Annotated in this window: 22 protein-coding genes; 13 read left to right on the top strand and 9 right to left on the bottom strand. The window is 36.1% G+C overall.

The genetic code is table 11. The features are described from left to right. Positions 1-42: 42 nt before the first annotated feature. Both gldC and gldB read right to left on the bottom strand, forming a co-directional pair. Entirely contained in the window at positions 43-369 is a 327-nt protein-coding gene (gldC, locus tag OPU68_RS02510) for a gliding motility protein GldC (RefSeq protein WP_498472393.1), read from the bottom strand. A gap of 165 nt (positions 370-534) precedes the next feature. Further along, complete coding sequence (gldB, locus tag OPU68_RS02505) at positions 535-1,518, bottom strand: gliding motility lipoprotein GldB (protein ID WP_498472392.1); 984 nt, start codon at positions 1,516-1,518, stop codon at positions 535-537. Positions 1,519-1,566: 48 nt separating this feature from the next. Here gldB and OPU68_RS02500 point away from each other — a divergent pair, with 48 nt between their 5' ends. The 11 genes from OPU68_RS02500 (at position 1,567) to rny (ending at position 9,924) form a co-directional block, all read left to right on the top strand. Then, positions 1,567-2,088 carry a GNAT family N-acetyltransferase gene (locus OPU68_RS02500; RefSeq protein WP_498472391.1) on the top strand — a complete coding sequence of 174 codons (522 nt, stop codon included), beginning with the start codon at positions 1,567-1,569 and terminating at the stop codon, positions 2,086-2,088. Positions 2,089-2,103: 15 nt separating this feature from the next. After that, positions 2,104-2,898 (top strand): NAD(+) synthase, encoded by a 795-nt coding sequence (gene nadE, locus OPU68_RS02495; protein WP_498472390.1) that lies wholly within the window; start codon positions 2,104-2,106, stop codon positions 2,896-2,898. A 24-nt stretch (positions 2,899-2,922) separates the two neighbouring features. Beyond that, on the top strand, positions 2,923-3,177 hold the full coding sequence (locus tag OPU68_RS02490; RefSeq protein ID WP_498472389.1) for a hypothetical protein: 255 nt from the start codon (positions 2,923-2,925) through the stop codon (positions 3,175-3,177). A 2-nt stretch (positions 3,178-3,179) separates the two neighbouring features. After that, complete coding sequence (locus OPU68_RS02485) at positions 3,180-3,830, top strand: HI_0983 family protein (RefSeq protein WP_498472388.1); 651 nt, start codon at positions 3,180-3,182, stop codon at positions 3,828-3,830. Between the two features lie 27 nt (positions 3,831-3,857). Then, on the top strand, positions 3,858-4,895 hold the full coding sequence (gene ribD, locus OPU68_RS02480; protein ID WP_498472387.1) for a bifunctional diaminohydroxyphosphoribosylaminopyrimidine deaminase/5-amino-6-(5-phosphoribosylamino)uracil reductase RibD: 1,038 nt from the start codon (positions 3,858-3,860) through the stop codon (positions 4,893-4,895). A gap of 161 nt (positions 4,896-5,056) precedes the next feature. Further along, positions 5,057-5,632, top strand: coding sequence for a hypothetical protein (locus OPU68_RS02475; protein WP_498472386.1), 576 nt, complete (start codon positions 5,057-5,059; stop codon positions 5,630-5,632). 69 nt (positions 5,633-5,701) lie between these two features. Then, on the top strand, positions 5,702-6,427 hold the full coding sequence (ubiE, locus tag OPU68_RS02470) for a bifunctional demethylmenaquinone methyltransferase/2-methoxy-6-polyprenyl-1,4-benzoquinol methylase UbiE (protein ID WP_498472385.1): 726 nt from the start codon (positions 5,702-5,704) through the stop codon (positions 6,425-6,427). 1 nt (position 6,428) lies between these two features. Further along, positions 6,429-7,238 carry a type IX secretion/gliding motility protein PorT/SprT gene (porT, locus tag OPU68_RS02465; protein ID WP_498472384.1) on the top strand — a complete coding sequence of 270 codons (810 nt, stop codon included), beginning with the start codon at positions 6,429-6,431 and terminating at the stop codon, positions 7,236-7,238. Positions 7,239-7,445: 207 nt separating this feature from the next. After that, positions 7,446-7,748 carry a hypothetical protein gene (locus tag OPU68_RS02460; protein ID WP_498472383.1) on the top strand — a complete coding sequence of 101 codons (303 nt, stop codon included), beginning with the start codon at positions 7,446-7,448 and terminating at the stop codon, positions 7,746-7,748. A 2-nt stretch (positions 7,749-7,750) separates the two neighbouring features. Next, positions 7,751-8,038, top strand: coding sequence for a cell division protein ZapA (locus OPU68_RS02455; RefSeq protein ID WP_498472381.1), 288 nt, complete (start codon positions 7,751-7,753; stop codon positions 8,036-8,038). Positions 8,039-8,352: 314 nt separating this feature from the next. Continuing rightward, complete coding sequence (gene rny, locus OPU68_RS02450; RefSeq protein ID WP_498472380.1) at positions 8,353-9,924, top strand: ribonuclease Y; 1,572 nt, start codon at positions 8,353-8,355, stop codon at positions 9,922-9,924. Positions 9,925-10,090: 166 nt separating this feature from the next. Here rny and OPU68_RS02445 read toward each other — a convergent pair whose 3' ends face one another. From OPU68_RS02445 to OPU68_RS02430, 4 genes are all read right to left on the bottom strand, one after another. Beyond that, positions 10,091-11,602, bottom strand: a complete 1,512-nt coding sequence (locus OPU68_RS02445; RefSeq protein WP_498472379.1) for a glycosyltransferase family 39 protein — start codon at positions 11,600-11,602, stop codon at positions 10,091-10,093. Positions 11,603-11,668: 66 nt separating this feature from the next. Then, on the bottom strand, positions 11,669-13,357 hold the full coding sequence (gene ggt / locus OPU68_RS02440; protein ID WP_498472378.1) for a gamma-glutamyltransferase: 1,689 nt from the start codon (positions 13,355-13,357) through the stop codon (positions 11,669-11,671). Between the two features lie 105 nt (positions 13,358-13,462). Next, positions 13,463-14,023: a pentapeptide repeat-containing protein gene (locus OPU68_RS02435; protein ID WP_498472377.1), complete on the bottom strand. Its 561-nt coding sequence runs from the start codon at positions 14,021-14,023 to the stop codon at positions 13,463-13,465. Then, the gene (locus OPU68_RS02430) at positions 14,024-14,947 is read right to left on the bottom strand and encodes a bestrophin family protein (RefSeq protein WP_498472376.1); all 924 of its coding nucleotides are present in this window, start codon (positions 14,945-14,947) and stop codon (positions 14,024-14,026) included. Between the two features lie 88 nt (positions 14,948-15,035). On the opposite strand from OPU68_RS02430, the gene OPU68_RS02425 reads away from it, so the two are divergent. Both OPU68_RS02425 and OPU68_RS02420 read left to right on the top strand, forming a co-directional pair. Next, on the top strand, positions 15,036-16,346 hold the full coding sequence (locus tag OPU68_RS02425; RefSeq protein WP_498472375.1) for a glycosyltransferase family protein: 1,311 nt from the start codon (positions 15,036-15,038) through the stop codon (positions 16,344-16,346). 256 nt (positions 16,347-16,602) lie between these two features. Continuing rightward, complete coding sequence (locus OPU68_RS02420; protein ID WP_498472374.1) at positions 16,603-16,872, top strand: YtxH domain-containing protein; 270 nt, start codon at positions 16,603-16,605, stop codon at positions 16,870-16,872. A 79-nt stretch (positions 16,873-16,951) separates the two neighbouring features. On the opposite strand, the gene OPU68_RS02415 is transcribed toward OPU68_RS02420, so the two are convergent. The 3 genes from OPU68_RS02415 to rpsA all read right to left on the bottom strand — a co-directional run bounded on the left by OPU68_RS02415 (position 16,952) and on the right by rpsA (position 20,706). Continuing rightward, a complete protein-coding gene (locus tag OPU68_RS02415) occupies positions 16,952-17,935 on the bottom strand; it encodes an EamA family transporter (RefSeq protein WP_498472373.1) in 984 nt (327 codons plus the stop codon). Between the two features lie 130 nt (positions 17,936-18,065). After that, positions 18,066-18,821, bottom strand: coding sequence for a T9SS type A sorting domain-containing protein (locus tag OPU68_RS02410; protein ID WP_498472371.1), 756 nt, complete (start codon positions 18,819-18,821; stop codon positions 18,066-18,068). A gap of 76 nt (positions 18,822-18,897) precedes the next feature. Further along, positions 18,898-20,706: a 30S ribosomal protein S1 gene (gene rpsA, locus OPU68_RS02405; RefSeq protein ID WP_498472370.1), complete on the bottom strand. Its 1,809-nt coding sequence runs from the start codon at positions 20,704-20,706 to the stop codon at positions 18,898-18,900. Positions 20,707-20,882 lie beyond the last annotated feature (176 nt).

The following is a 20,882-nucleotide window of genomic DNA, read 5'->3' as shown; positions in this document are numbered from 1 at the left end:
TTTTTAACATCCATCTTCCAACTTCCAACATCTTACTTTTTTTTACATTTTTATTGCCGACTTCACTGCAAAATCTTCCGCTACTTCTTCCAGCCAACCTGCAACATCTTCTTCGCCGGTTGCTCGCAGATAAGTCTGTCCCAAAGAAACAATAATTTGGTGATAAAAACGCTTCATATGATCTACAGGCATATCTTTTGTCCAAAGATCAATTCTTAAAGCTTCGGAAGTTTTCTCGTCCCAAACGGAGATCATCACCGCCTTGGTTTCCTGGTTCTCTACGCCGCCGTCTTGTGCATTCCACGTCATTTTTTCCGGAACGTGATTTTCGTCCAGTTGTATATCTATTGTAATTTTTGTTTTACGCATTGTTTTATTGATTAAATTAACTATTATTTTTTTTGAGACTGAAATTTTAACGCAAAGTCCGCTAAGCTTTTTTGAATTTATTGAAATACTTTAAGGTTCGCAAAGGCGTAAAACTCATCAAAGAAAATTCCACCCTAAATGCTATTAACCCGAATCTCTCCAACTCTATTTCGGTCTGTATTCTGATCCGTTGAAAATTTCCGTAGCATTCTTTTTCAAAAATATTTGCAATTTTTCTTCCGGGTTGGCTTTCAGATAATGTTTGCAAATTTGCCAGCTTGTCCAGATTGCAATTTGCGGCGAACTTTCACGATCTACTTCTGTATAAAATTTTGAGAAAGGTCCGGGCGTGATGAAGCGCTCAGAAAGATCCGGATCTGCACTGAAAAGCAAATCGTTCTCCACAAAATAATTCCAGATATTAACTTCATTCGCAACCGCCCAATCGTACTGCTCTTTGGAATAATTGATTTTCAGATGTTCGGGAAAATTTGGCAGGAAAGCATCCTGCAGAATTTGGATTTTCCCCTGATAAACCATTTGATCCAAAAACTTCTGCTGCTCCAATTGAACCGGAACTAGTCTTGCAGCAAAAAAAGCAGAGATTTTCGGAACGAGATTTTCTGGATTCATCGATTTTTGAAAATACAGATCCAGACCTTTGTAATTCTTGTTTCCGTCACCCATAAATCCTGTAATATCTACGAAAAGCATGTTTTCATCTTCTCTCAGGAAGATCGGATCAGTGACATTTTGCGGATCGACAACGGATGAGTAAAGATAAATATGTGGCGGCTGAAACTTTGGGAAATAATTTTTGATGTGTGAAAAAAGATCAAGTAAATCTTTATCTAGTTTCGCTTTATTGATCTTGGAAATCGCTTCTTTGTAAATTCGGACTTCCATCGTATCTTTTCTTCGGTCACCATAATCTGCATCTGGCACAGAGCCCTGAAACCAGGGATATTTTTTCTTGAAGTCGTCCAAACTAACCGATGAATTATAGAATTCACCAGACAAGTCTGTTACCTGTACATTTTTGACCGGATTTTTGATTTCAACATCCCATCTATTTTCGTTTTCCTTTTTGCAGGCGGATAAACTGAAAACAATTATAGCCGAAAAAGAGATATATCGGAAAAACTTCATTATTTTTACATTAAGATTTTCGAAAAGCAAAAATAAGAATTTTAAAGGATGAAGCTTCCAATTATTACCGAAAGATTGATTTTAAGAAAATTAGTTCGTGAAGATCTGGACGATATGTTCCTATTGGATAGTAATCCGGAAGTTGTAAAATATGTTGGCATTCAACCTTTGACAAAGAAAGAAGAATCTGCAAAAATGATTGAAAACATTATCAATCAATACAAAAAAAACGGAACCGGAAGATTAGCCGTTATCGAAAAAAGCACCAATAAATTTATAGGCTGGAGCGGCATCAAACTTCTGACAGATGAAGTCAATGGATTCAAAAATGTTTACGAGTTAGGTTACAGATTCCTTCCCGAATTCTGGGGAAAAGGTTATGCGACAGAATCTGCGAAAGCTTCTTTGGAATTGGGTTTCAATCAGATGAATGCTGATAAAATTTATGCTTATGCTGATGTAGAAAATCAAACTTCCAATTATATTCTCACAAAATTAGGCTTCGAAAACAAAGGCACTTTTATCGACAATGGCGATCTTTGCAATTGGTACGAATTAGAAAAAAAATAACAGAAAATAAAAACAATGCAGACACAAAAAGTAATCGATCATATCGTCAACTGGCTAAAGGATTATGCAATCAAAGCGAATTCAAAAGGTTTTGTGGTAGGTGTTTCCGGCGGAATAGATTCTGCAGTGGTCTCTACTTTGGCAGCGAAAACAGGATTGCAAACTTTGGTTCTGGAAATGCCAATCCGTCAAAAAGCTGATCAGGTAGACAGAGCTCAGGATCATATTGATTTTTTGAAGGCCAATTTCTCAAATGTTGATGGTTTCCGAGTTGATCTGACACCAACGTTTGAAAGCTTTGAAAAAACAACGGAAGGCTACAAAGATGATTCGCCAAATAAAAATCTGGCTGAAGCCAATACAAGATCAAGATTGAGAATGGTTACGCTTTATTATTATGGACAAATCAATGGACTTTTGGTAACTGGAACCGGAAACAAAGTAGAAGATTTCGGCGTCGGATTTTTTACGAAATATGGCGACGGCGGCGTGGACATCTCTCCTATTGCTGATCTTTATAAAACTCAGGTTTACGACATCGCTAAAGAATTAGGAATTTTGGAAAGTATTCAAGTTGCAAAACCAACGGACGGACTTTGGGAAGTTGAAAGATCAGACGAAGATCAAATTGGAGCCACTTATCCTGAATTGGAATGGGCAATGGAGCAACAAAAAGCCGGAAAAACAGAAGCTGATTTTGATGGACGAGAAAAAGAAGTGATGCAGATTTATTTAAAATTCAACAGAGCGACGCAGCATAAGATGAATCCTATTCCTGTTTGTGAAATTCCTGAAGAATTGAAAGCATAAAATTGTTTTTCCAAAAAAAAAGCGTTGAAAAGCAAAAAAATTTTTAAGAAAATCGGAGGAGAATTTTTATTAGGAATTATAGAAGTTCTAACAATATCTTTTGAAACCAAAATTGGCTTTGGCATTTTTTTACTGATTCTAGGTTTAGCACTGGTAATTGCACCAAAAGGCGAGGAATTAAATCAATTAGTATTCAACATAGTAGGCTGTATTCTTATCATATTTGCTTTGTTACTATTCAAATCAAGAATTAGAGAACTTAAAAATCTAAAAAAATAATTATGAAAAATAAAATTCTACTTTCTGCTTTAAGTCTATTTACATTCGCTTCGGCATTTCATTCTCAGGAAACAAAAACTGAAGAAACAGTGGTTTCTGCTCCAGTTGAAGTCATCGAAAGACTGAATATTCCCGGGCCTTTAACTTTCAATGAAAATGAATTTCTCTTGGCATTTAGCAAACAAAATTCGGCAACCTGGGCTCAGCAGCAGTATATAATGAGAGATGATGTCCTCAGCAACTACAAAGAACTGATCAACATTTCTTATTTCGATAAAGAAATTGATATGGAAACTGCCATCAAACAAAAAGTGGAATTTGTTGACAAAAGAAGATCGAAGGATAAATATTCTTTCGTAAATGTAACAGAAAGTCCTGATGGTAAAGAGATTATCGTAGATTATCTTACAACAGAAACTCCCAAAGAAGGTGAACCTTATGCGGAATACAACCTTGACAGATTCAAAAATTTTGATGTGAACGGGAAGAAATCATTCATCATTTTTTCCTATTCCAAAAGGCTTGAAGGAGATCTGAAATATGCTGCCAAATCTTTATCAAAAGAAAGAAACAGGTTGATGGAAGCTGCAATTACAACTGCTATTCCACCAGTGACTTACAAGCCAACAGAAGTTGATAAAAAGAAAAAATAATTTTTTACAAGTCAGAAATCATCATTAATGAATGACGAAATTTACATCAGAAGATGTATCGAGCTAGCTCAAAAAGCGCTTGGAAATACTTACCCAAATCCTTTGGTAGGATCAGTGATTATTAATAACGGTAAAATTATTGGCGAAGGTTTTCACAAAAAAGCAGGAGAACCACACGCAGAAATCAATGCGATTAATTCGATAAGAGAAGAAGACAAACATTTGATTCCTGAATCCACGATTTATGTTTCTCTGGAACCGTGTGCTCATTTTGGAAAAACACCGCCTTGCGCTTTGAAAATCGTTGAATTGGGTTTCAAAAAAGTGGTCGTTGGTGCTATGGACAGCCACGATAAAGTAAACGGAAAAGGAAAAAAAATCATTACCGATGCAGGCATTGAGGTTGTTTCCAGTGTTTTAGAAAACGAATGCAGAGAACTTAATAAACGTTTTTTTACCTATCACGAGAAGAAACGTCCGTTCATTATTTTGAAATGGGCAGAATCTGCGGATGGATTTATGGATCAGGATTTCAAACCAACTCAAATCAGTAATTCACTTTCGAAGCAATTTGTTCATCAAATGAGAAGTGAGGAACATGCAATTTTGATTGGAAAAAACACCGCACTTCACGATAATCCGAGTTTAACAGTAAGGGAAATTGAGGGTCGAAATCCTATCAGAATTCTCATCGATCACAATTTGGATATTCCGGAAAATTTCACTATTTATAATGATGAAGCGGAGACGATTATCTTTAATTCGATCAAAAATTCTGAGGACAAACATTTGAAATTCATCAAGATAGAAAAAGAGAATTCTCTCAATCAAATTTTAGAAAAATTATATGAATTGCAAATTCAGTCTGTCATTATTGAAGGCGGAAGATTTACTTTGCAGCAATTCATAGATCAGAATCTTTGGGATGAAACCATTATTTTTAAAAACCAAAATCTGAATCTCGAAAACGGAACAAAAGCACCCGATTTGAGTTTCAATCCTGAAAAAATAGAAAATATAAGGGATAATCAGGTTTTGTTTTTCAGGAATCAAAGCCTTGATTAATATCACAATTATAAAAATTACGACACAGAAAAAAATCCGTAAATTCGCAATCTTAATATTGATTTTCAAGATATGAAATCGCTATTAATAATATAAAATTAAAAAAGACAAAAAAAGGCTGGCGATTGCATAAGACTTTTGGAAAACAATAAAAATTACTTATGAAAAATCTGAGCGCCTCTACAAAAGGTTTGATTTTTTCTTTGTTGGCAATGGGACTTGCGTTCGCTATTTACTTTTTGTTTTTGGCGAAAAGGAACTATTATCTGGTGGACAATCCTACGCCGGAAACATTTTATTTCAAAATCAATAACGGCGAGGAAAATATTCTTTCCGCCGGACAATATCTGAAAGTTAACCTTAATAAAGGACAAAATAAAATTGCAGTTTTTGACCAAAACAAAAAGATGCTTTATGATTCTTCCTTTACAGTTAACAAAGTAAGAGGATTGTTAAACATTACAAATAAAGACTATTATGTCAATAATCAATATTACGGTTATGGTCTGAACAAAGATTCTCTGATTGCTGCAAAAGCCGGAATCGAGATTGACAAGAAGCATTATTTAGGCGACGTCAAAAAAATTAATAAGCTTTACACCGAAGATTTCTATTATAATCTGGATGAGGAATATGACCGCATTGTGAAAAATGTAGCAAAGGTGGAAAGTCGCTCAAAGATCTTTAGAAAGCAGGATTTTATTAATTACTACAACAATTATTACCACTTAAAGTAGATTCAAAAATTAAAGAATTAAATGATTAAAAATTAATTAATAATCATTTATCACTCATCAATTATAAAAATGGAACACAACAACGTAACACCATACAACTCAGAATACAGCAAAAAAAGTCAGGTAGAAGATATGTTTGACAATATTGCACCAAAATACGATCTTCTGAATCACGTTTTATCAATGAAAATAGATGTGCTTTGGAGAAACAAACTGGTGAATATGCTGAAAAATGATGATCCTAAATTGGTTCTGGATGTGGCAACAGGAACAGGAGATCTGGCAATTAGTGTTCAAAAAGGAACCAATGCAGAAGTTGTTGGACTTGATCTTTCTCAGCAAATGTTGAATGTTGGAATCGAGAAAATCAGAAAGCAAAATCTGGACGGAAAAATCTCTATGCAGAAAGGTGATGCGGAACAACTTCCGTTTCAGGACAATAAATTTGATGGCGTCACCGTTGCATTTGGAGTAAGAAATTTTGAAAATCTGGAAAAAGGATTATCAGAATTAAGAAGAGTTGTAAAAGAAAACAAAAGTATTTATATATTAGAGTTTTCAAAAGTGGAAGGATTTCTTGGACCATTTTATATGTTTTATTTCAAAAATATACTGCCGGCAATCGGGCGTCTGGTTTCCAAAGACAATCGTGCTTACACCTATCTTCCGGATTCTGTAAATGCATTTCCTTTCGGAGAAAAGATGAAAACCATCTTGTTGAACACAGGTTTCAAAAAAGTAGAATACACCAAATTGAGTTTAGGAATAGCCACCATTTATAAAGCTACGAAATAGAATGAAGCAGCGACTTATCAAGATTTTATCATTTGCAGTACTTATGAGCACTAATTTTAATGCTCAGACTTTTAACAATTTTTTCAGAACCAAAGACAGACCAGACAATCTTGAAGAGTTTGATTTAAAGAAATTCAGCTACGGATTTTATCTTGCTGCCAATAACTTTGATTACAAAATGGTTTTGAGTCCTATTTATGGAATGGATGGCAATCAGAATCTTGTAGAATCAAAAGCTACGTATAGTTTCGGAGCCGGATTGATTGGCAAAATGAGGCTTAATGAATTTCTTGATCTGAGAATAGAACCAGGTTTGCACTTTGTCCAGAGAGATTTAACTTTTAATACATTTGATCACATCAACGAATTGTTTCCGAGTGGCATACTGCTACCCGACGGAACTAATACTCAGGTTATAACGGATTTGAATGAGACATATACAAAGAGAATCGTAAAATCTACGTATGTCGACATTCCTATTTTGCTGGAAATACACGGCGACCGTTGGTACAATTCCCGTCCCTACGCAGCAGCAGGTATCAATTATATGATGAATCTGCAATCTAATCAAACTTCCACAGATGACAATTTATTGAATACGTTTCGCACCACCACACACAACTTTGGCTGGAGTGCTGAGATAGGGATTCAATTATACTTCAGTAGATTTAAACTAACACCGGCGATTCGCGGAACCTTCTTTACAAATAATGAATTGGTTTCCGACAAACCTGAGACGCCACCATACTGGACACCAGCAATTTCCACTATGCAGACCAGAGCTTTTATGCTGGTTCTAAAATTTGAATAAATCATATAAATCGAGCTTTTTCAAAGCTCTTTTTTTTGGATCAATTTTCTAAACAAAGCTTTCATTCTTAATTATTTTGATGATCTACTTAAAGATAAATTGCTATAAATCAAACAGAAACAAAGCCGAATTAACAAAAGAGAAATATCGTATTAAATCATCATTAATTTTTCCTATTTTTGTAAAAGTTAGAATTTAATTCTGGTAATGTTAAGCGAATTAGAAAACAACTTTTCTGTATTGGAAAAAAAGATTCTCAATCTTTATAAAAAGTTTAAGAATCTTTCGGATAAACACGCAGAAACGTCTGAGGAGCTTCAAAAATTGAGGGAAGAATACATGGAGGAGAAACGCAGAAACCAGATCTTAGCAGAAGAAAACAAAGAATTAAAACTTTATTCAGCAATATCAGGAAACGCAGAACACAACCGACTGATGAAAAATCACATCAACAGACTGGTAAAAGAAATAGATATGTGCGTTTCTGAATTACAAAACACCGGCTTATAACTATGGATTTCAGAAGAATTACTATAACCATTGCCGGACGGAACTATCCGCTGAATGTACCAGCCGCCGAGGAAGAAACCCTCAGAAAAGTTGGTAAGCAGATAGAAAGTATGATAAAGGACTTCGAAGCCAGTTTCGATGTGAGAGATAAGCAGGATGCACTCGCTATGTGCGTTTTGAAACTCGGTACCAATGCAGAAGTTTATTCTTTAAATAATGAGAAAAATATTAAAAATACAAACGAGCGCGTGACCAAAATCAATGCACTCCTTGAGCAATTGGAAAAGTAAAATTTTTCAAATTACAAGCTGCCTACAATAGTTCTAACACAAAGAAGTAAACTCAACAATTAAAAATTACCGGACGAAAGTTCATTCGATGGCGTGCTGCCTTGCGCAGATTACAGAGGATGAAAATCAGTTCAAATCGTGTTTTTATGGAGTTTACTCTATATCTGAACTGTTGTAGGTTTTTTTTATGAACTTAGTACAAAGTATTAAGATTAAAAAATTAGAAAAATTAAAAAAGATCTGAGAAGTCTTTGTACAATGTACTTTTTACTTTGTACTTTAAAGTAAATAAACTCAACATATATATAAATTTTATGGACACAATTACCATTATTATCGGTGTCGTTGCACTTATCGTAGGAGCGGTTGCAGGACTTTTCTTCGGAAAGAGTTCTTTAAATACAAAAGCACAGTACGTAGTAGAAGATGCTAAAAAGACAGCCGAAAACATTATAGAAAAAGCCAATGTACAAGCAGAAGCTGTAAGAAAGGAAAAACACCTGCAGGCCAAAGAAAAATTCCTGGAGCTGAAATCCCAGCACGATGCGGACATTCAATCCCGCGAGAGAAAAATGCAGGAGGCTGAAAAGCGTACCAAAGACAAGGAAAACAAACTGAATGACGAGCTTAGCAAAGCAGGAAAACTAGAAAAAGACCTTGAAAGACAGGTTGGCGATTACAACAAAAAACTGGAAACTCTTAAGAAAAAGCAACAGGATCTGGAAGTTGCGACAGCTCAAAAAGTAGAAATGCTGGAAAAAATATCCAATTATTCTGCAGAAGAAGCGAAATCTGAATTGATAGAATCTTTGAAAGCTGAAGCGAAAACAAAAGCATCAGCACACGTTCAAAGCATTATGGAGGAAGCTCAGCTGAATGCAAAAAGTGAAGCGAGAAAAATCGTTATCCAAACGATTCAAAGAATTGGAACAGAACAAGCGGTTGAAAATTCGGTTTCTGTTTTTAACATCGAATCTGACGAAATCAAAGGTAGAATCATCGGACGTGAAGGTAGAAACATCCGTGCTTTGGAAGCTGCAACAGGTGTAGAAATCATTGTAGATGATACGCCGGAAGCTATCCTTCTTTCCTGTTTCGATCCTGTGAGAAGAGAGATCGCGAGATTATCATTACACAGATTGGTTACAGACGGTAGAATCCACCCTGCGAGAATCGAGGAAGTGGTTGAGAAGACCAGAAAACAAATCGAGGAAGAAATTATTGAAGTTGGTAAAAGAACCATCATCGATCTTGGAATCCACGGTCTGCACCCCGAATTGGTAAAAGTGGTTGGTAGAATGAAATTCCGTTCTTCTTATGGTCAAAACTTACTACAGCACTCCAGAGAAGTTGCAAACATTGCAGCAACTATGGCAGCAGAATTAGGATTAAACGTAAAACTAGCTAAAAGAGCAGGTTTACTACACGATATCGGGAAAGTTCCTGAGCAAGAATCTGAATTGCCACATGCACTTCTTGGAATGCAGTGGGCAGAGAAATACGGCGAAAATGCAGAAGTAATCAACGCTATCGGTGCTCACCATGACGAGATCGAAATGACTTCTCTCCTATCGCCAATCATCCAGGTTGCCGATGCAATCTCCGGAGCAAGACCAGGCGCAAGAAGACAGGTTTTGGAATCTTACATCCAAAGGCTGAAAGATCTTGAAGCTGCAGCTTTGAGTTTTGACGGTGTTTCCAGCGCTTATGCAATCCAGGCTGGTAGAGAACTTAGAGTAATGGTAGAAAGTGGAAAAGTGAATGATGAGAATGCTCATCAATTATCTTATGACATCTCAGAAAAAATCCAGAATGAGTTGACTTATCCGGGACAAGTAAGAGTTACCGTAATTAGAGAAACAAGATCTGTGAATATCGCGAGATAATTAACAGTTCAATATAAAATGAAAGGCTTTCAGATTTTGGAAGCCTTTTTTATTTCAATTATTGTTAGTAATATGATTTCAACTATCTCTAAATACTCTCAATTATAATTCTTTAAAAAAATTCTAATATAGGTTGTCAGAACCTACAATAATTTTTCAAAAGTTATCAAAAACTATTTTCCTCTATCTCCTTCTTTATCCTTTCATTGATATCAATTTTGATATTGATGAAGGAAAATATCGTGGTACCAAATTCTCTGGCGTATTGGTTTGTCACGGAACCTGTGGATGATTTTTGGAAATAAGGTGCTGTTTCTTTCAATTCACTGTTGTTGCTGTCGAATTCTTTAACCCTTATCAGATGTTGGTATTTTGTCTTCAAATCAAACCAATTGATATAGTCGGCATTGAATGATACGGCATGAATTCCCAGTTTCGAATAGTAATTGATGGCACCTGCCTGTCCGTAATTGTCACCTAGAACCAAGGTGTTTTTTGGTGAAGGCATCTTTGCGTAAGTGCTGTCTACCTTTCTTGCCAACTCTTTCCAGCCCAGCATATCTGCGAAATCCTGAGGCAACCCATGGTCTTTCCCATCTTCCCAGGTCACCATACCGTACTTTTTATATTTTTCGGGATGGCTAGCGAAATAGTCCGGCGTTTTGTTCGGAAAAGCGATATTAAAAACCGGAAGAAATAAGGCGATGGCTGATAATACAATCAAAGGCTTTAAAAATTTTCCAACCTTGTTTTCTAACAACGACGAAATATAGACCGATCCGAATGCAAAGTAAATGGGATACAAACCAATGGCGTAATAATCTTTGGCTTTGAAGAAAAGGAAAATCCCGATTGTGAAGAAGAACATCCAGAAAAACAGTCTGTATTTTTTGAATTCCTGAAATCTAATCAAGGCATACAACCCGAAGATAAAAACTATAAATGTGCCGGGGAAAAATAACAATTGTGACCTGATAAAACTCCAGCGGTTGACGTTTGCAAGCTGGGTTTTAGATAGTAGTTCCATGTGATGAATGACTGGGAAGTCATTGTCATACTGCCAGATTATATTGGGAGAAATGAGTATTAACACTAATAAAACTGCAAAGTAAAGGTGCTTGTTGAGGAGGATTTTTCTTTCGGGCGTCAGCAATATTGCGGGAAGAAGACCAAAAATAAGGAAAATGATATTGTACTTGTTCAGGAAACCGATTGCGAATGTGATTGCCAGCCAGTAAAGCCACTTGGTTTTGCTGGTGTTCAAGTATTTTATGATCAGATAAAACACCATGATCCAGCAAAGGACATCCAGCGAATTTGGCTGATAAAGCATATTCAGTCTGAACAAAACCGAAAATGTGATGCAAGTTGCACCAAAGATCAATGCGAATAGATTTCCCTTCAGTTCTTCTATGGTTTTCCAGACAACATAGATTGTCAATGCGCAGAAAAGAGCAGGGAAAAACCGGATCCAAAACATAGAATTTCCTAACAGATTAATCATATAAGATATCCAAGAAGTGACTGGCGGAACGGATAAATAACCCCAAGCAAGATGGTTTGCCTGATCGAGATGGAGATATTCATCTCTCTGCAAGTCGTATTCTGATCCAATTAAAGAATATTGAATAATAAATTTGACCAAAATAAAGCACAATAGAATAATAGTTTTTTTCATAAGCTTCTTATCATAAAAAGACAACTTCAGACCGTATTGTATTACATTATGCCTTGGATAAATTTCCTATTCCACTCCTACCGAATCATCGCCTCGACCGTCTGCAACGGCATGAATCGTTTTATTATCATCTACCAGAATCATTTCTGTTCTTCCGATTTGTGGGATTCTTTGGATTTTGTAATTCATTTGTTCCAGAGATTTGATCGTAGTTTCCGGAAAATTCTTTTCTGTCATCACCAATTCCGGCAACCATTGATGATGGAATTTCGGTGCATTTACTGAAAAGTTCGCATTTTGTTTAAAATCAATCACACCCACAATTGCCTGGAAAACTGAGGTTGGAATTGTAGTTCCGCCTGGAGTTCCAACCACAATCTTTACTTTGTTGTCTTTCAAAACCAAAGTTGGCGTCATAGATGAGAGCATTCTTTTTCCGGGTTCTATTTTATTAGCTTCTCCACCAACAGCACCAAACATATTCGGGACACCTGGTTTGATTGAGAAATCGTCCATTTCATTATTCAGGAAGAATCCTGCACCGGAAACTACAGTTTTGCTTCCGTAAAGTCCGTTCAGTGTTGTGGTTACAGAAACTGCATTACCGAATTTGTCCAGGATGGAAACCTGAGTTGTTTCAGTACTTTCTTTTTGATTTGGATTGATGATATTTCCTACATCTTTACTTGGTGTCGCTAATTTTGGATTATAAGATTTCCAACGGTTTTTCAGATATTCATCGGAGATCAGCATCTGCGTTTTGTCCTGGATGAAATCCGGATCACCCATATATTCTGCTCTGTCGGCATAAGCTCTTCTTTCTGCTTCCACCATAATCTGAACCGCTTCCGTAGAATTCTGCTGGTACTTGGAAAGATCTTCGAAAGATGCCATTTTCAGCATTTGAGCAAGCAAAGTTCCACCACTTGAAGGCAAAGGCATTGAGACGATCTGATGACCTTTATAATCGAAGACCAACGGTTTTCTTTCTTTTGTTTTATAATCTTTAAGATCCTGAGATTGTACTATTCCATTTCCTAATTTCATTTCGGCAAGAATTAAATCTGCGGTTTTGCCCTGGTAGAATTCTTTCTCGCCCGATTTCTGGATTCTTTTTAGAGTTTCCGCCAATTCTTTCTGGATAAGCAAGTCTCCGATTTTCCAGTCCTGATCTTTTACGAAAACAGTTTTGTTCTTGTTGTTTTTAAGGAAATCTGCTTTGTGGGAATTCAGTAATCCCGCTTCTTGTTCTGTAATAGCAAAACCTTTTTCTGCAAGATCGATTGCTGGTTCAATTAATTTAGCAAATGGAAGTTTCGCATATTTCAAAGTTTCAAACATTCCGGAAATACTTCCCGGAACTCCGACCGCCAATCTTCCGTATTGAGAAAGATCCGTATTCGCATTTCCCTGCTTGTCCCAATACATATCGAAAGAAGCCTTGGAAGGTGCAGTTTCGCGATAATCTAAAGCGATTTTTTTTCCCTCTGAAGTTGTAGCGACCAAAAATCCACCACCACCAATATTTCCGGCTTGAGGATAAACAACGGCCAAAGCTAACTGAGTTGCAACAACTGCATCGAAAGCATTTCCGCCTTGTTTAAGGATTTTTGCTCCTGCTTCACTTGCCAATGGATGCGCAGAAACTACGACACCTTTGTTCTTCACCTTGACTTCTTTTATGATATTAATATCAGTATATTGTGCAGAAACTGTTATGGATAAAAGGAAAGCTGCGTAGAGTATTTTTTTCATTTGGATATTTATTTATTTGAACACAAAGTCCACAAAGATTTTAATTATTAATCTGTTTTAAGTTTCACAAAGGCGTAAAACTTATAAAAGATAAGCGTCTGAATATCATTCGATAATAATTTGTAATCTGTCTAGTAATCCTGCGAGATTATCTTTTGCAAATTTGGTTTTTTTGAGTTGATTTTTAATTGGATCGATGGAAAAATTAATGGCATTTTTAAGATTGGCGTTGTCTAAGATTGTTCGATCGAAAACAGCGTCTGTCAAATTTGAATGATCGAAAAATGAATTCGAAAGGTTAGCTTCTGTGAAATCTGCTTCTTTTAAGCTGCAGTTTTTGAAGCTTGTTTTTCTAATATCTAATTGATAAAATGAGGAATGATCCAATATACAATCCTCAAATTTGAAAGAGATATTGAATGAATGCGCATCCTCGAAATTAAGTCCGATCATCTTACAATTCTTGAAAACGATATCCCGAAAAGCAGTCTGATGAATCTTCGCATTGCTGAGATCACAATCTCTGAAGTCGCAATCTGAGAATTTGAAATCCGAAAGGTACTGACCCGAAAAATTCACATCTGTGAAAACACAATTGTCGTAATCTGCTTTTTCAAGTTCTGTAAAATCGGTTTTTGTAAATTTTTGTTCGGAGAAATAATTCATCTAATCTATAAAATATGAAGTGGGAATTTCTAGTTCTGGTTGCGGAATCTGCACCTGTTCAAATATTGAGAATTCAATCGTTTTGCAAAGCGTATTGAGTGCAAGATCATTCTCTTCTTCACCAAAAGGTTCGCCAATTTCCTGAATAATAGCATCCAAGGCGATAAATGTGTAGCTGATAAATAGAACAATAACCGGCATCATCCACCCTACAACATCCACCAAACCAAACGGAAGCCAGAAGCAATATAGATAAACGGTTCTGTGGAGCAAAACGCTGTAAGCAAAAGGCAAAGGTGTGTTCGCAATTCTTTCACAACCACCGACAATACTTGATAATTGATTCAGCTGATGATCTAATGAAGTCAAAACGATTGTGTCGATATTCTTTTCACTATTCTGAACATTGATCCACTCTCCCATTATATCCAGCAGAATAACGGGTTTGAATTTTTTATCTTTTACTTTATTAAAATTTTCAGGAGATAATAATTCTTGGATTTTACCATTCGCGTCTTTGTTTCTGAGTTGAAAATTAAGTGCCCAGCAAAACGCTGCAATGATTTTTATAAATTCCTGTTTTTTGATTTTGGAATTTTCAGAAGTATCATTAATTAAAGTCAAAACCTGACGCGTCAAAGATCTGGTTTCTATAACCAAAGATCCCCAAATTTTGCGGCCTTCCCAGAAACGATCGTAGCTGGCAGAGTTACAAAATCCCATAAAAATGGCCAGAGACAAACCAAGCAAAGTGAAGATTGCCGGATTGAGATGAACTTTGTAATCGTAAATAGTACCTTTGAAATAAAGAACAACCACTGAGAAAAGTGTGATGATCAATAATTGTGGAATGATCTTGAGCAGAACAGAACCTTTCCAGATAAACAGCATTTTCAACCAATTGGTTCTTTCTCTAATGATCATTGTAAAATAAATTATAAAAAGCCCTATTTTAGACCTTTCAAAAAACATATAAATTTACTGAATAGTTTGATGAAGCCGAAATTCTTAAATGGAAAATTCTAAAAAAGTTTTAATTATCACATATTATTGGCCGCCAGCTGGTGGACCGGGAGTTCAGCGTTGGTTGAAGTTTGCAAAATATCTTCCGGAATTTGGCTGGGAACCAATCATCTACACACCGGAAAATCCGAGTTATCCTTTAATGGATGAGACTTTAACGAAAGAAGTTCCGAAAGATCTGAAAATTGTAAAGACCAATATTTGGGAACCTTATCAGATTGCGGAGAAATTCAGTAAGAGTAATAAGAAATTCAAAGGCGGGCAGTTTGATGTCGGGAAGAATCAGTCTTTTGTTTCGAAGCTTTCGATTTTCATCCGAGGAAATTTTTTTATTCCGGATGCGAGGAAATTTTGGGTAAAACCTTCAATTCAATTTTTGAAAAAATATTTGGAAGAACATCATATTGATACAATTGTCACAACTGGTCCGCCACACAGTTTACATTTGATTGGGCTTGGATTAGAAAAGGAAATACCAAATCTAAAATGGATAGCAGATTTCCGCGATCCCTGGACAGAGATATCCTATTACAAACATTTGAAACTGACTTCAGGTTCCGACAGAAAACACAGACAACTTGAGAAATCGGTTTTTGAAAATGCAGATTTGACGCTTGCAACAAGTTATACGGACGCTGAAAATTTCAAAAAAAATGGAGCGAATGCTTTTTGCGTGACTAATGGTTTTGACAATAAAAACACTTCGACTCCGCTCAGTGTGACAAATGAAAATGAAGAAGTGAAATTTACTTTGAGTTATGTTGGCGTTTTGGAACAATTGAGAAATCCGGAGAATCTTTGGAAAGCTTTGCAAGAACTTTGCGGAAAAGATCAGGATTTTGCTAAGGATTTTGAATTGAAATTTGTTGGACGAGTTGATGATAAAATTCTGAATGAGATTGAGAATTCTGTTTTGAAAAATAACATTCGAAATATTGGTTATTTGGCGCACAACGAATCTGTAAAAGAAATGGAAAATTCGAATCTGCTGTTGATTACTAATTTTCCTAGTGAAAGTTCTAAAGGCATTATTCCTGGAAAATTGTTTGAATATCTGGCGACCGGAAGACAGATCATCTCATTCGGACCAAAAGATGCAGATGTTGAAACAATCCTTAATAAAACCAAAGCCGGAAAACATTTTGATTATTCGGAGAATCTAGAAATTCAGGAATTTATTTTTTCACTTTACGAAGATTGGAAAAGTGGAAAATCGATTCAGAATTCGGCGAATATTAATGAATTCAGCCGAAGAGAATTGACGAAGAAATTGGCTGAACTTCTTTCGGATCTGAAATAATGTAATTTTGTCAAAAGGTTCAACTCTGCGCAGCGCGTGAGAGATGGTAGTGGATATCCTTTTTATTTTTTTTGTCTGAAACCAAAATTCGAAAACCCAACGTTCTGAAAAAATAAAAAGATAGGAACGGGCAACGTGGCCCGAGCCTTGGGAAAGCTTTGGAGAGGGGCACGCCCAAAATATTCTGAATATTAAAATGTTGGCACAAAATTTTCTACTGACTTGGTAATTAATATTAACTATAAAAAATTATATCATGGGAAATAAAACAAATGGCCTTTTGGCATTGTTAGGAGTAGGAGCTTTGGCTTGGTGGAAATACAAAAAATCTTCTCCGGAAGATCAGCAAAAAGTAAAAGACACCATCAATAGTGCGAAGGAAAATCTGACAAAATTCGGAAACGATTTGAAAGATAAAGCCAATCAAACAGCTGAACAATTGAAAGAAAAAGCTAACGAAACAGCGGATCAGTTCAAAAATAAAGCTGAAGAAGTGAAAACAGACGTTCAGAACGCTGCACAATAAAAAATAAAAACGTCTCAGTAAAATGAGACGTTTTTTACGTAAATTATAAACTGCTTTTTAGAAAGCAGTTTTTTTTATTTTAATGATAAGCTTTTACCAACTGCTCATCATTCTTGGAAGGTAAATTCATTAGAACTATGGCGAATAATATTAATGCAATCCCAAGCCATTGAATCATAATCACTTCTTCTTTCAACAGTACAAAAGCCATTGTCACAGAAACCGGAAGTTCCAAAGACGAAATGATGCTTCCCAATCCCAAACCTGCTTTCGGGAATCCAATATTAAATAAAATCGGTGGAATGATTGTCCCAAACAACGCCAGAACAAATCCGTAAGTCCAAAAGATGGAATAATCAAATGGGCGAATGTGTTGGGTGTTTTCTGTAAAATTAAGATAGAAAGATCTCAATCCTTCGAAATGCAAGGGTCCAATTTGAGCGAAGAACAAGAACAAAAGTACGACTACCAAACCACCAGTCAACATTGTCATACTTTTTCTCAAAACCGGCAAATGCGTTGCCAAAGTGTTGGATGTGAACATTGTCATCGTAAAAGATGCTGCTGCCAGAACGCCCCAGAAGATGCCGTGCCAGTCGATTTCAACTTCCATATTGATCAGGTTTGTTGCTAAAACTGTTCCTGTCAAAACGATAATTACAGCTATTACTTTTCTAATATTTGGGAATTTTTTGGCGATGAAACTTTCTACAACCACACTGAACCAAACGGACTGCATCAACAAAACTATAGCTATTGAAACATTGATATATTGAACCGCAATGTAATAGAACAAACTTGTAAATCCCATAGAAGTTCCTGCCAACATCAGCATTCTGATCTCTTTGGAATTTGGTTTTGATAAAGGTTTTTGGGAAGTTTTAGTTTGAATTAAATTTAAAATCGATAATCCTATAAATCCTAATACAAACTGTGCCGTCGTTACTTCAGAAGTTGTAAATCCATCTTTGTAAGATAATTTCACAAACGTTGCCAGCATTCCGTAAATGCTCGCTCCGATTCCGACAAACAGGACGCCTTTTAATATATTTTTTTTCTCCATAACTATTTTTCAGCCGGCGAATTTACAATTTAAATTTTTACTGATAAATTTTGGAATAGATAAGAAATTGTCTGTAATGATATTTAAATCAAAAAAAAACCGTCTCGAAATTGCGAAACGGTTTTAAATTTTACTCTTTGATCAGCTTACTGCTATTTTTGCTGCCATCTTTATAATCGATAGTAAGAATGTAATTTCCTTTTTTGAGTTCTGACAATCTTAACTCTTTTGAAACTTCATTGATTGTTTTGATTTTTCTACCGGAGAAATCTGAAATTGATACAGACTTTATCGCTTCAGCATTATCAAAATGAATCACATCTTTGAAAGGATTTGGATAAATCTTTGTTTCTTTCTTAGTTACGTCCGAAGTTGCCAAAGTAGCTTGCGACATTACAAACTCATCCAAAATCACATTGTAGTCTCCAGACATCCATTGTCCCGAAACTCTGAATCTGAAATCTGATCCCGAAGGAACCGCACCTGGAGGAAGTGAAGTTGTGAAAGTCGTACAAGAAACAACAGAAGTCAAATTGATTGTTTGAATCGTCTGATAGTTTGTTCCGCCATCAATTGAATATTCCACTTTTAAAGTTCCATTTACCGAACCACCGCTATAGATATGTGTTTTGTACCGGAAAGAAATATCCAATTTTCCACCTGTTGAAGAAGTTGACGCATAAGTTGTGGACCCAACTATTCCGCCGTTCCAGAAATTTCTTGTTAATCCGTAAGATCCTACGCAAGGCGAAATCACAGCGCTTCTGAAAAACGAAACATTGGTAAAACCAGGATAAGTTGTATTCTCAAAACCCTGGTTTACGCTGATCTGAGCTGAGGAAAAGATTGAAGCCATTAAGCCTACAAATAATAATTTTTTTTTCATATATATGTTAAATTAAAAAGCCACCCAAAATATTTTTCGGGTGGCTAATTTATTAAAAAATTAAGAATCAGGAATATTAGTTTCCTTCTTCCATTTTTCTTTTCAATTCTGCCAATACATCGATATCACCAAGAGTTGATTTTTCTTCGTTATTAGAAGAAGATGATGTATTGTTATTATTGTTGTTAGATCTGTTAGAGTTATCTCTTACATTCTTTTTCTCTTCGTCTCTGAAGATTCCTGTGTGAGAAACCACTACTCTTTTGAATTCTTTGTTGAATTCGATCACTTTGAATTGAGCTTCGTCACCTTTTTTGATTTTAGATCCGTCTTCCTTCTCTAATAATCTTGATGGGCAGAAAGCTTCAACCTCTACGTCTTCGAACTGGATAGATGCACCTTTGTCGTGTACTTCAGTCGCTTTTCCAGCGTGTACAGTTCCTTCAGCGTATTTAGTTTCGAATTTATCCCAAGGGTTTTCAGTCAATTGTTTGTGACCTAGAGACAATCTTCTTGCTTGCGTATCCAATTCTAATACGATCACGTCTAACTTATCTCCAACTGCACAGAACTCAGATGGGTGCTTGATTTTCTTAGTCCAAGAAAGGTCTGAGATATAGATCAATCCATCGATTCCTTCTTCCAATTCTACGAATACTCCAAAGTTTGTGAAGTTTCTTACAGTTCCAACGTGTTGAGAACCTACTGGATATTTAGCTTCGATATTTTCCCAAGGATCTTTGTTCAATTGCTTGATACCTAGAGAGATTTTTCTGTCTTCTCTATCCAAAGTCAATACTTCTGCTTCTACCTCATCACCTACTTTTACGAAATCTCCTGCGCTTCTCAAGTGAGTAGACCAAGACATTTCAGAAACGTGGATCAATCCTTCTACACCTGGAGCGATCTCTACGAATGCACCATAGTCAGCAAGAACTACTACTTTTCCTTTTACTTTGTCACCAACTTTCAGGTCAGCAGAAAGAGCATCCCAAGGATGAGCTTCTAATTGCTTCATACCCAATTGGATTCTGGTTTTCTCATCATCAAAATCAAGGATAACAACTTTTACAGTTTGCCCGTCTTCCAGGATTTCAGATGGGTGGTTCACTCTAGACCAAGAAAGGTCTGTAATGTGGATCAATCCGTCAACACCTCCTAGATCTACGAATACACCGTAAGAAGTAATATTTTTAACAGTTCCTTCAAGAACCTGTCCTTTTTCTAATTGACCGATGATCTCTCTCTTCTGTCCTTCAAGATCCGCTTCGATAAGCGCTTTGTGAGATACAACTACGTTTTTGAACTCAGGGTTGATTTTCACAACTTTGAACTCCATAGTTTTACCTACAAACTGATCGTAATCTTTGATTGGTTTCACGTCGATCTGAGAACCTGGCAAGAACGCCTCGATTCCGTGAACATCAACGATCATACCTCCTTTAGTTCTGGATTTTACAAAACCGTTTACGATCTCTCCAGTTTCGTGAAGCTCGTTTACTCTATCCCAAGCTTTAAGCGTTCTAGCTTTTCTGTGAGATAATTGTAATTGTCCTGTTTTGTCCTCTCTTCTGTCAACCATTACTTCAACTTCATCGCCTACTTTGAGGCCTTGGTTGTAACGGAATTCGTTTAGAGAGATTACACCTTCAGATTTGAAGTTGATATCTACGATGGCTTCTTTATCAGTCAATCTTACAACTTTCCCGATGATCACATCGTTATCTGCAAGATTGTTAAGAGAACCGTTGTAGATTTCTTCCAATTCTTTCTTCTCGCTTCTGTCTTCTGCGTTAAGACCTGACTCGAAAGAATCCCAATCAAATTGTTCTGGTGTTACGTTTTGGTTCAATAGAACCTCTGCTGAATTTGTCTCTTTTGACATTTTCTAAAAAAATTTGTATTCCTAATTACTTCAGACTTTGGCTTTGCTGTGAATCCTGAAAAATATGGAAGATGTTAATTGTTAATGTTTTACTTCGCCCGAAAGTGCGTTCACAAAAGTGGTGCAAAATTAAGAAAAATATTTGAAATGAACAATATTTTCAAAGAAGTTGAATC

The sequence above is a fragment of the Chryseobacterium sp. TB1-D10 genome (assembly GCF_059803555.1).
This window is presented reverse-complemented; position numbering and strand designations above follow the sequence as displayed.

Coding starts and splice junctions, on each gene's coding strand:
- OPU68_RS02445 (WP_498472379.1), bottom strand. CDS start 11,602: ATGAAAAAAACTATTATTCTATTGTGCTTTATTTTGGTCAAATTTATT.
- OPU68_RS02425 (WP_498472375.1), top strand. CDS start 15,036: ATGGAAAATTCTAAAAAAGTTTTAATTATCACATATTATTGGCCGCCA.
- OPU68_RS02430 (WP_498472376.1), bottom strand. CDS start 14,947: ATGATCATTAGAGAAAGAACCAATTGGTTGAAAATGCTGTTTATCTGG.
- OPU68_RS02415 (WP_498472373.1), bottom strand. CDS start 17,935: ATGGAGAAAAAAAATATATTAAAAGGCGTCCTGTTTGTCGGAATCGGA.
- rny (WP_498472380.1), top strand. CDS start 8,353: ATGGACACAATTACCATTATTATCGGTGTCGTTGCACTTATCGTAGGA.
- ribD (WP_498472387.1), top strand. CDS start 3,858: ATGAATGACGAAATTTACATCAGAAGATGTATCGAGCTAGCTCAAAAA.
- OPU68_RS02460 (WP_498472383.1), top strand. CDS start 7,446: ATGTTAAGCGAATTAGAAAACAACTTTTCTGTATTGGAAAAAAAGATT.
- OPU68_RS02410 (WP_498472371.1), bottom strand. CDS start 18,821: ATGAAAAAAAAATTATTATTTGTAGGCTTAATGGCTTCAATCTTTTCC.
- gldC (WP_498472393.1), bottom strand. CDS start 369: ATGCGTAAAACAAAAATTACAATAGATATACAACTGGACGAAAATCAC.
- OPU68_RS02500 (WP_498472391.1), top strand. CDS start 1,567: ATGAAGCTTCCAATTATTACCGAAAGATTGATTTTAAGAAAATTAGTT.
- porT (WP_498472384.1), top strand. CDS start 6,429: ATGAAGCAGCGACTTATCAAGATTTTATCATTTGCAGTACTTATGAGC.
- OPU68_RS02485 (WP_498472388.1), top strand. CDS start 3,180: ATGAAAAATAAAATTCTACTTTCTGCTTTAAGTCTATTTACATTCGCT.
- OPU68_RS02455 (WP_498472381.1), top strand. CDS start 7,751: ATGGATTTCAGAAGAATTACTATAACCATTGCCGGACGGAACTATCCG.
- OPU68_RS02435 (WP_498472377.1), bottom strand. CDS start 14,023: ATGAATTATTTCTCCGAACAAAAATTTACAAAAACCGATTTTACAGAA.
- ggt (WP_498472378.1), bottom strand. CDS start 13,357: ATGAAAAAAATACTCTACGCAGCTTTCCTTTTATCCATAACAGTTTCT.
- OPU68_RS02420 (WP_498472374.1), top strand. CDS start 16,603: ATGGGAAATAAAACAAATGGCCTTTTGGCATTGTTAGGAGTAGGAGCT.
- rpsA (WP_498472370.1), bottom strand. CDS start 20,706: ATGTCAAAAGAGACAAATTCAGCAGAGGTTCTATTGAACCAAAACGTA.
- gldB (WP_498472392.1), bottom strand. CDS start 1,518: ATGAAGTTTTTCCGATATATCTCTTTTTCGGCTATAATTGTTTTCAGT.
- ubiE (WP_498472385.1), top strand. CDS start 5,702: ATGGAACACAACAACGTAACACCATACAACTCAGAATACAGCAAAAAA.
- OPU68_RS02475 (WP_498472386.1), top strand. CDS start 5,057: ATGAAAAATCTGAGCGCCTCTACAAAAGGTTTGATTTTTTCTTTGTTG.
- nadE (WP_498472390.1), top strand. CDS start 2,104: ATGCAGACACAAAAAGTAATCGATCATATCGTCAACTGGCTAAAGGAT.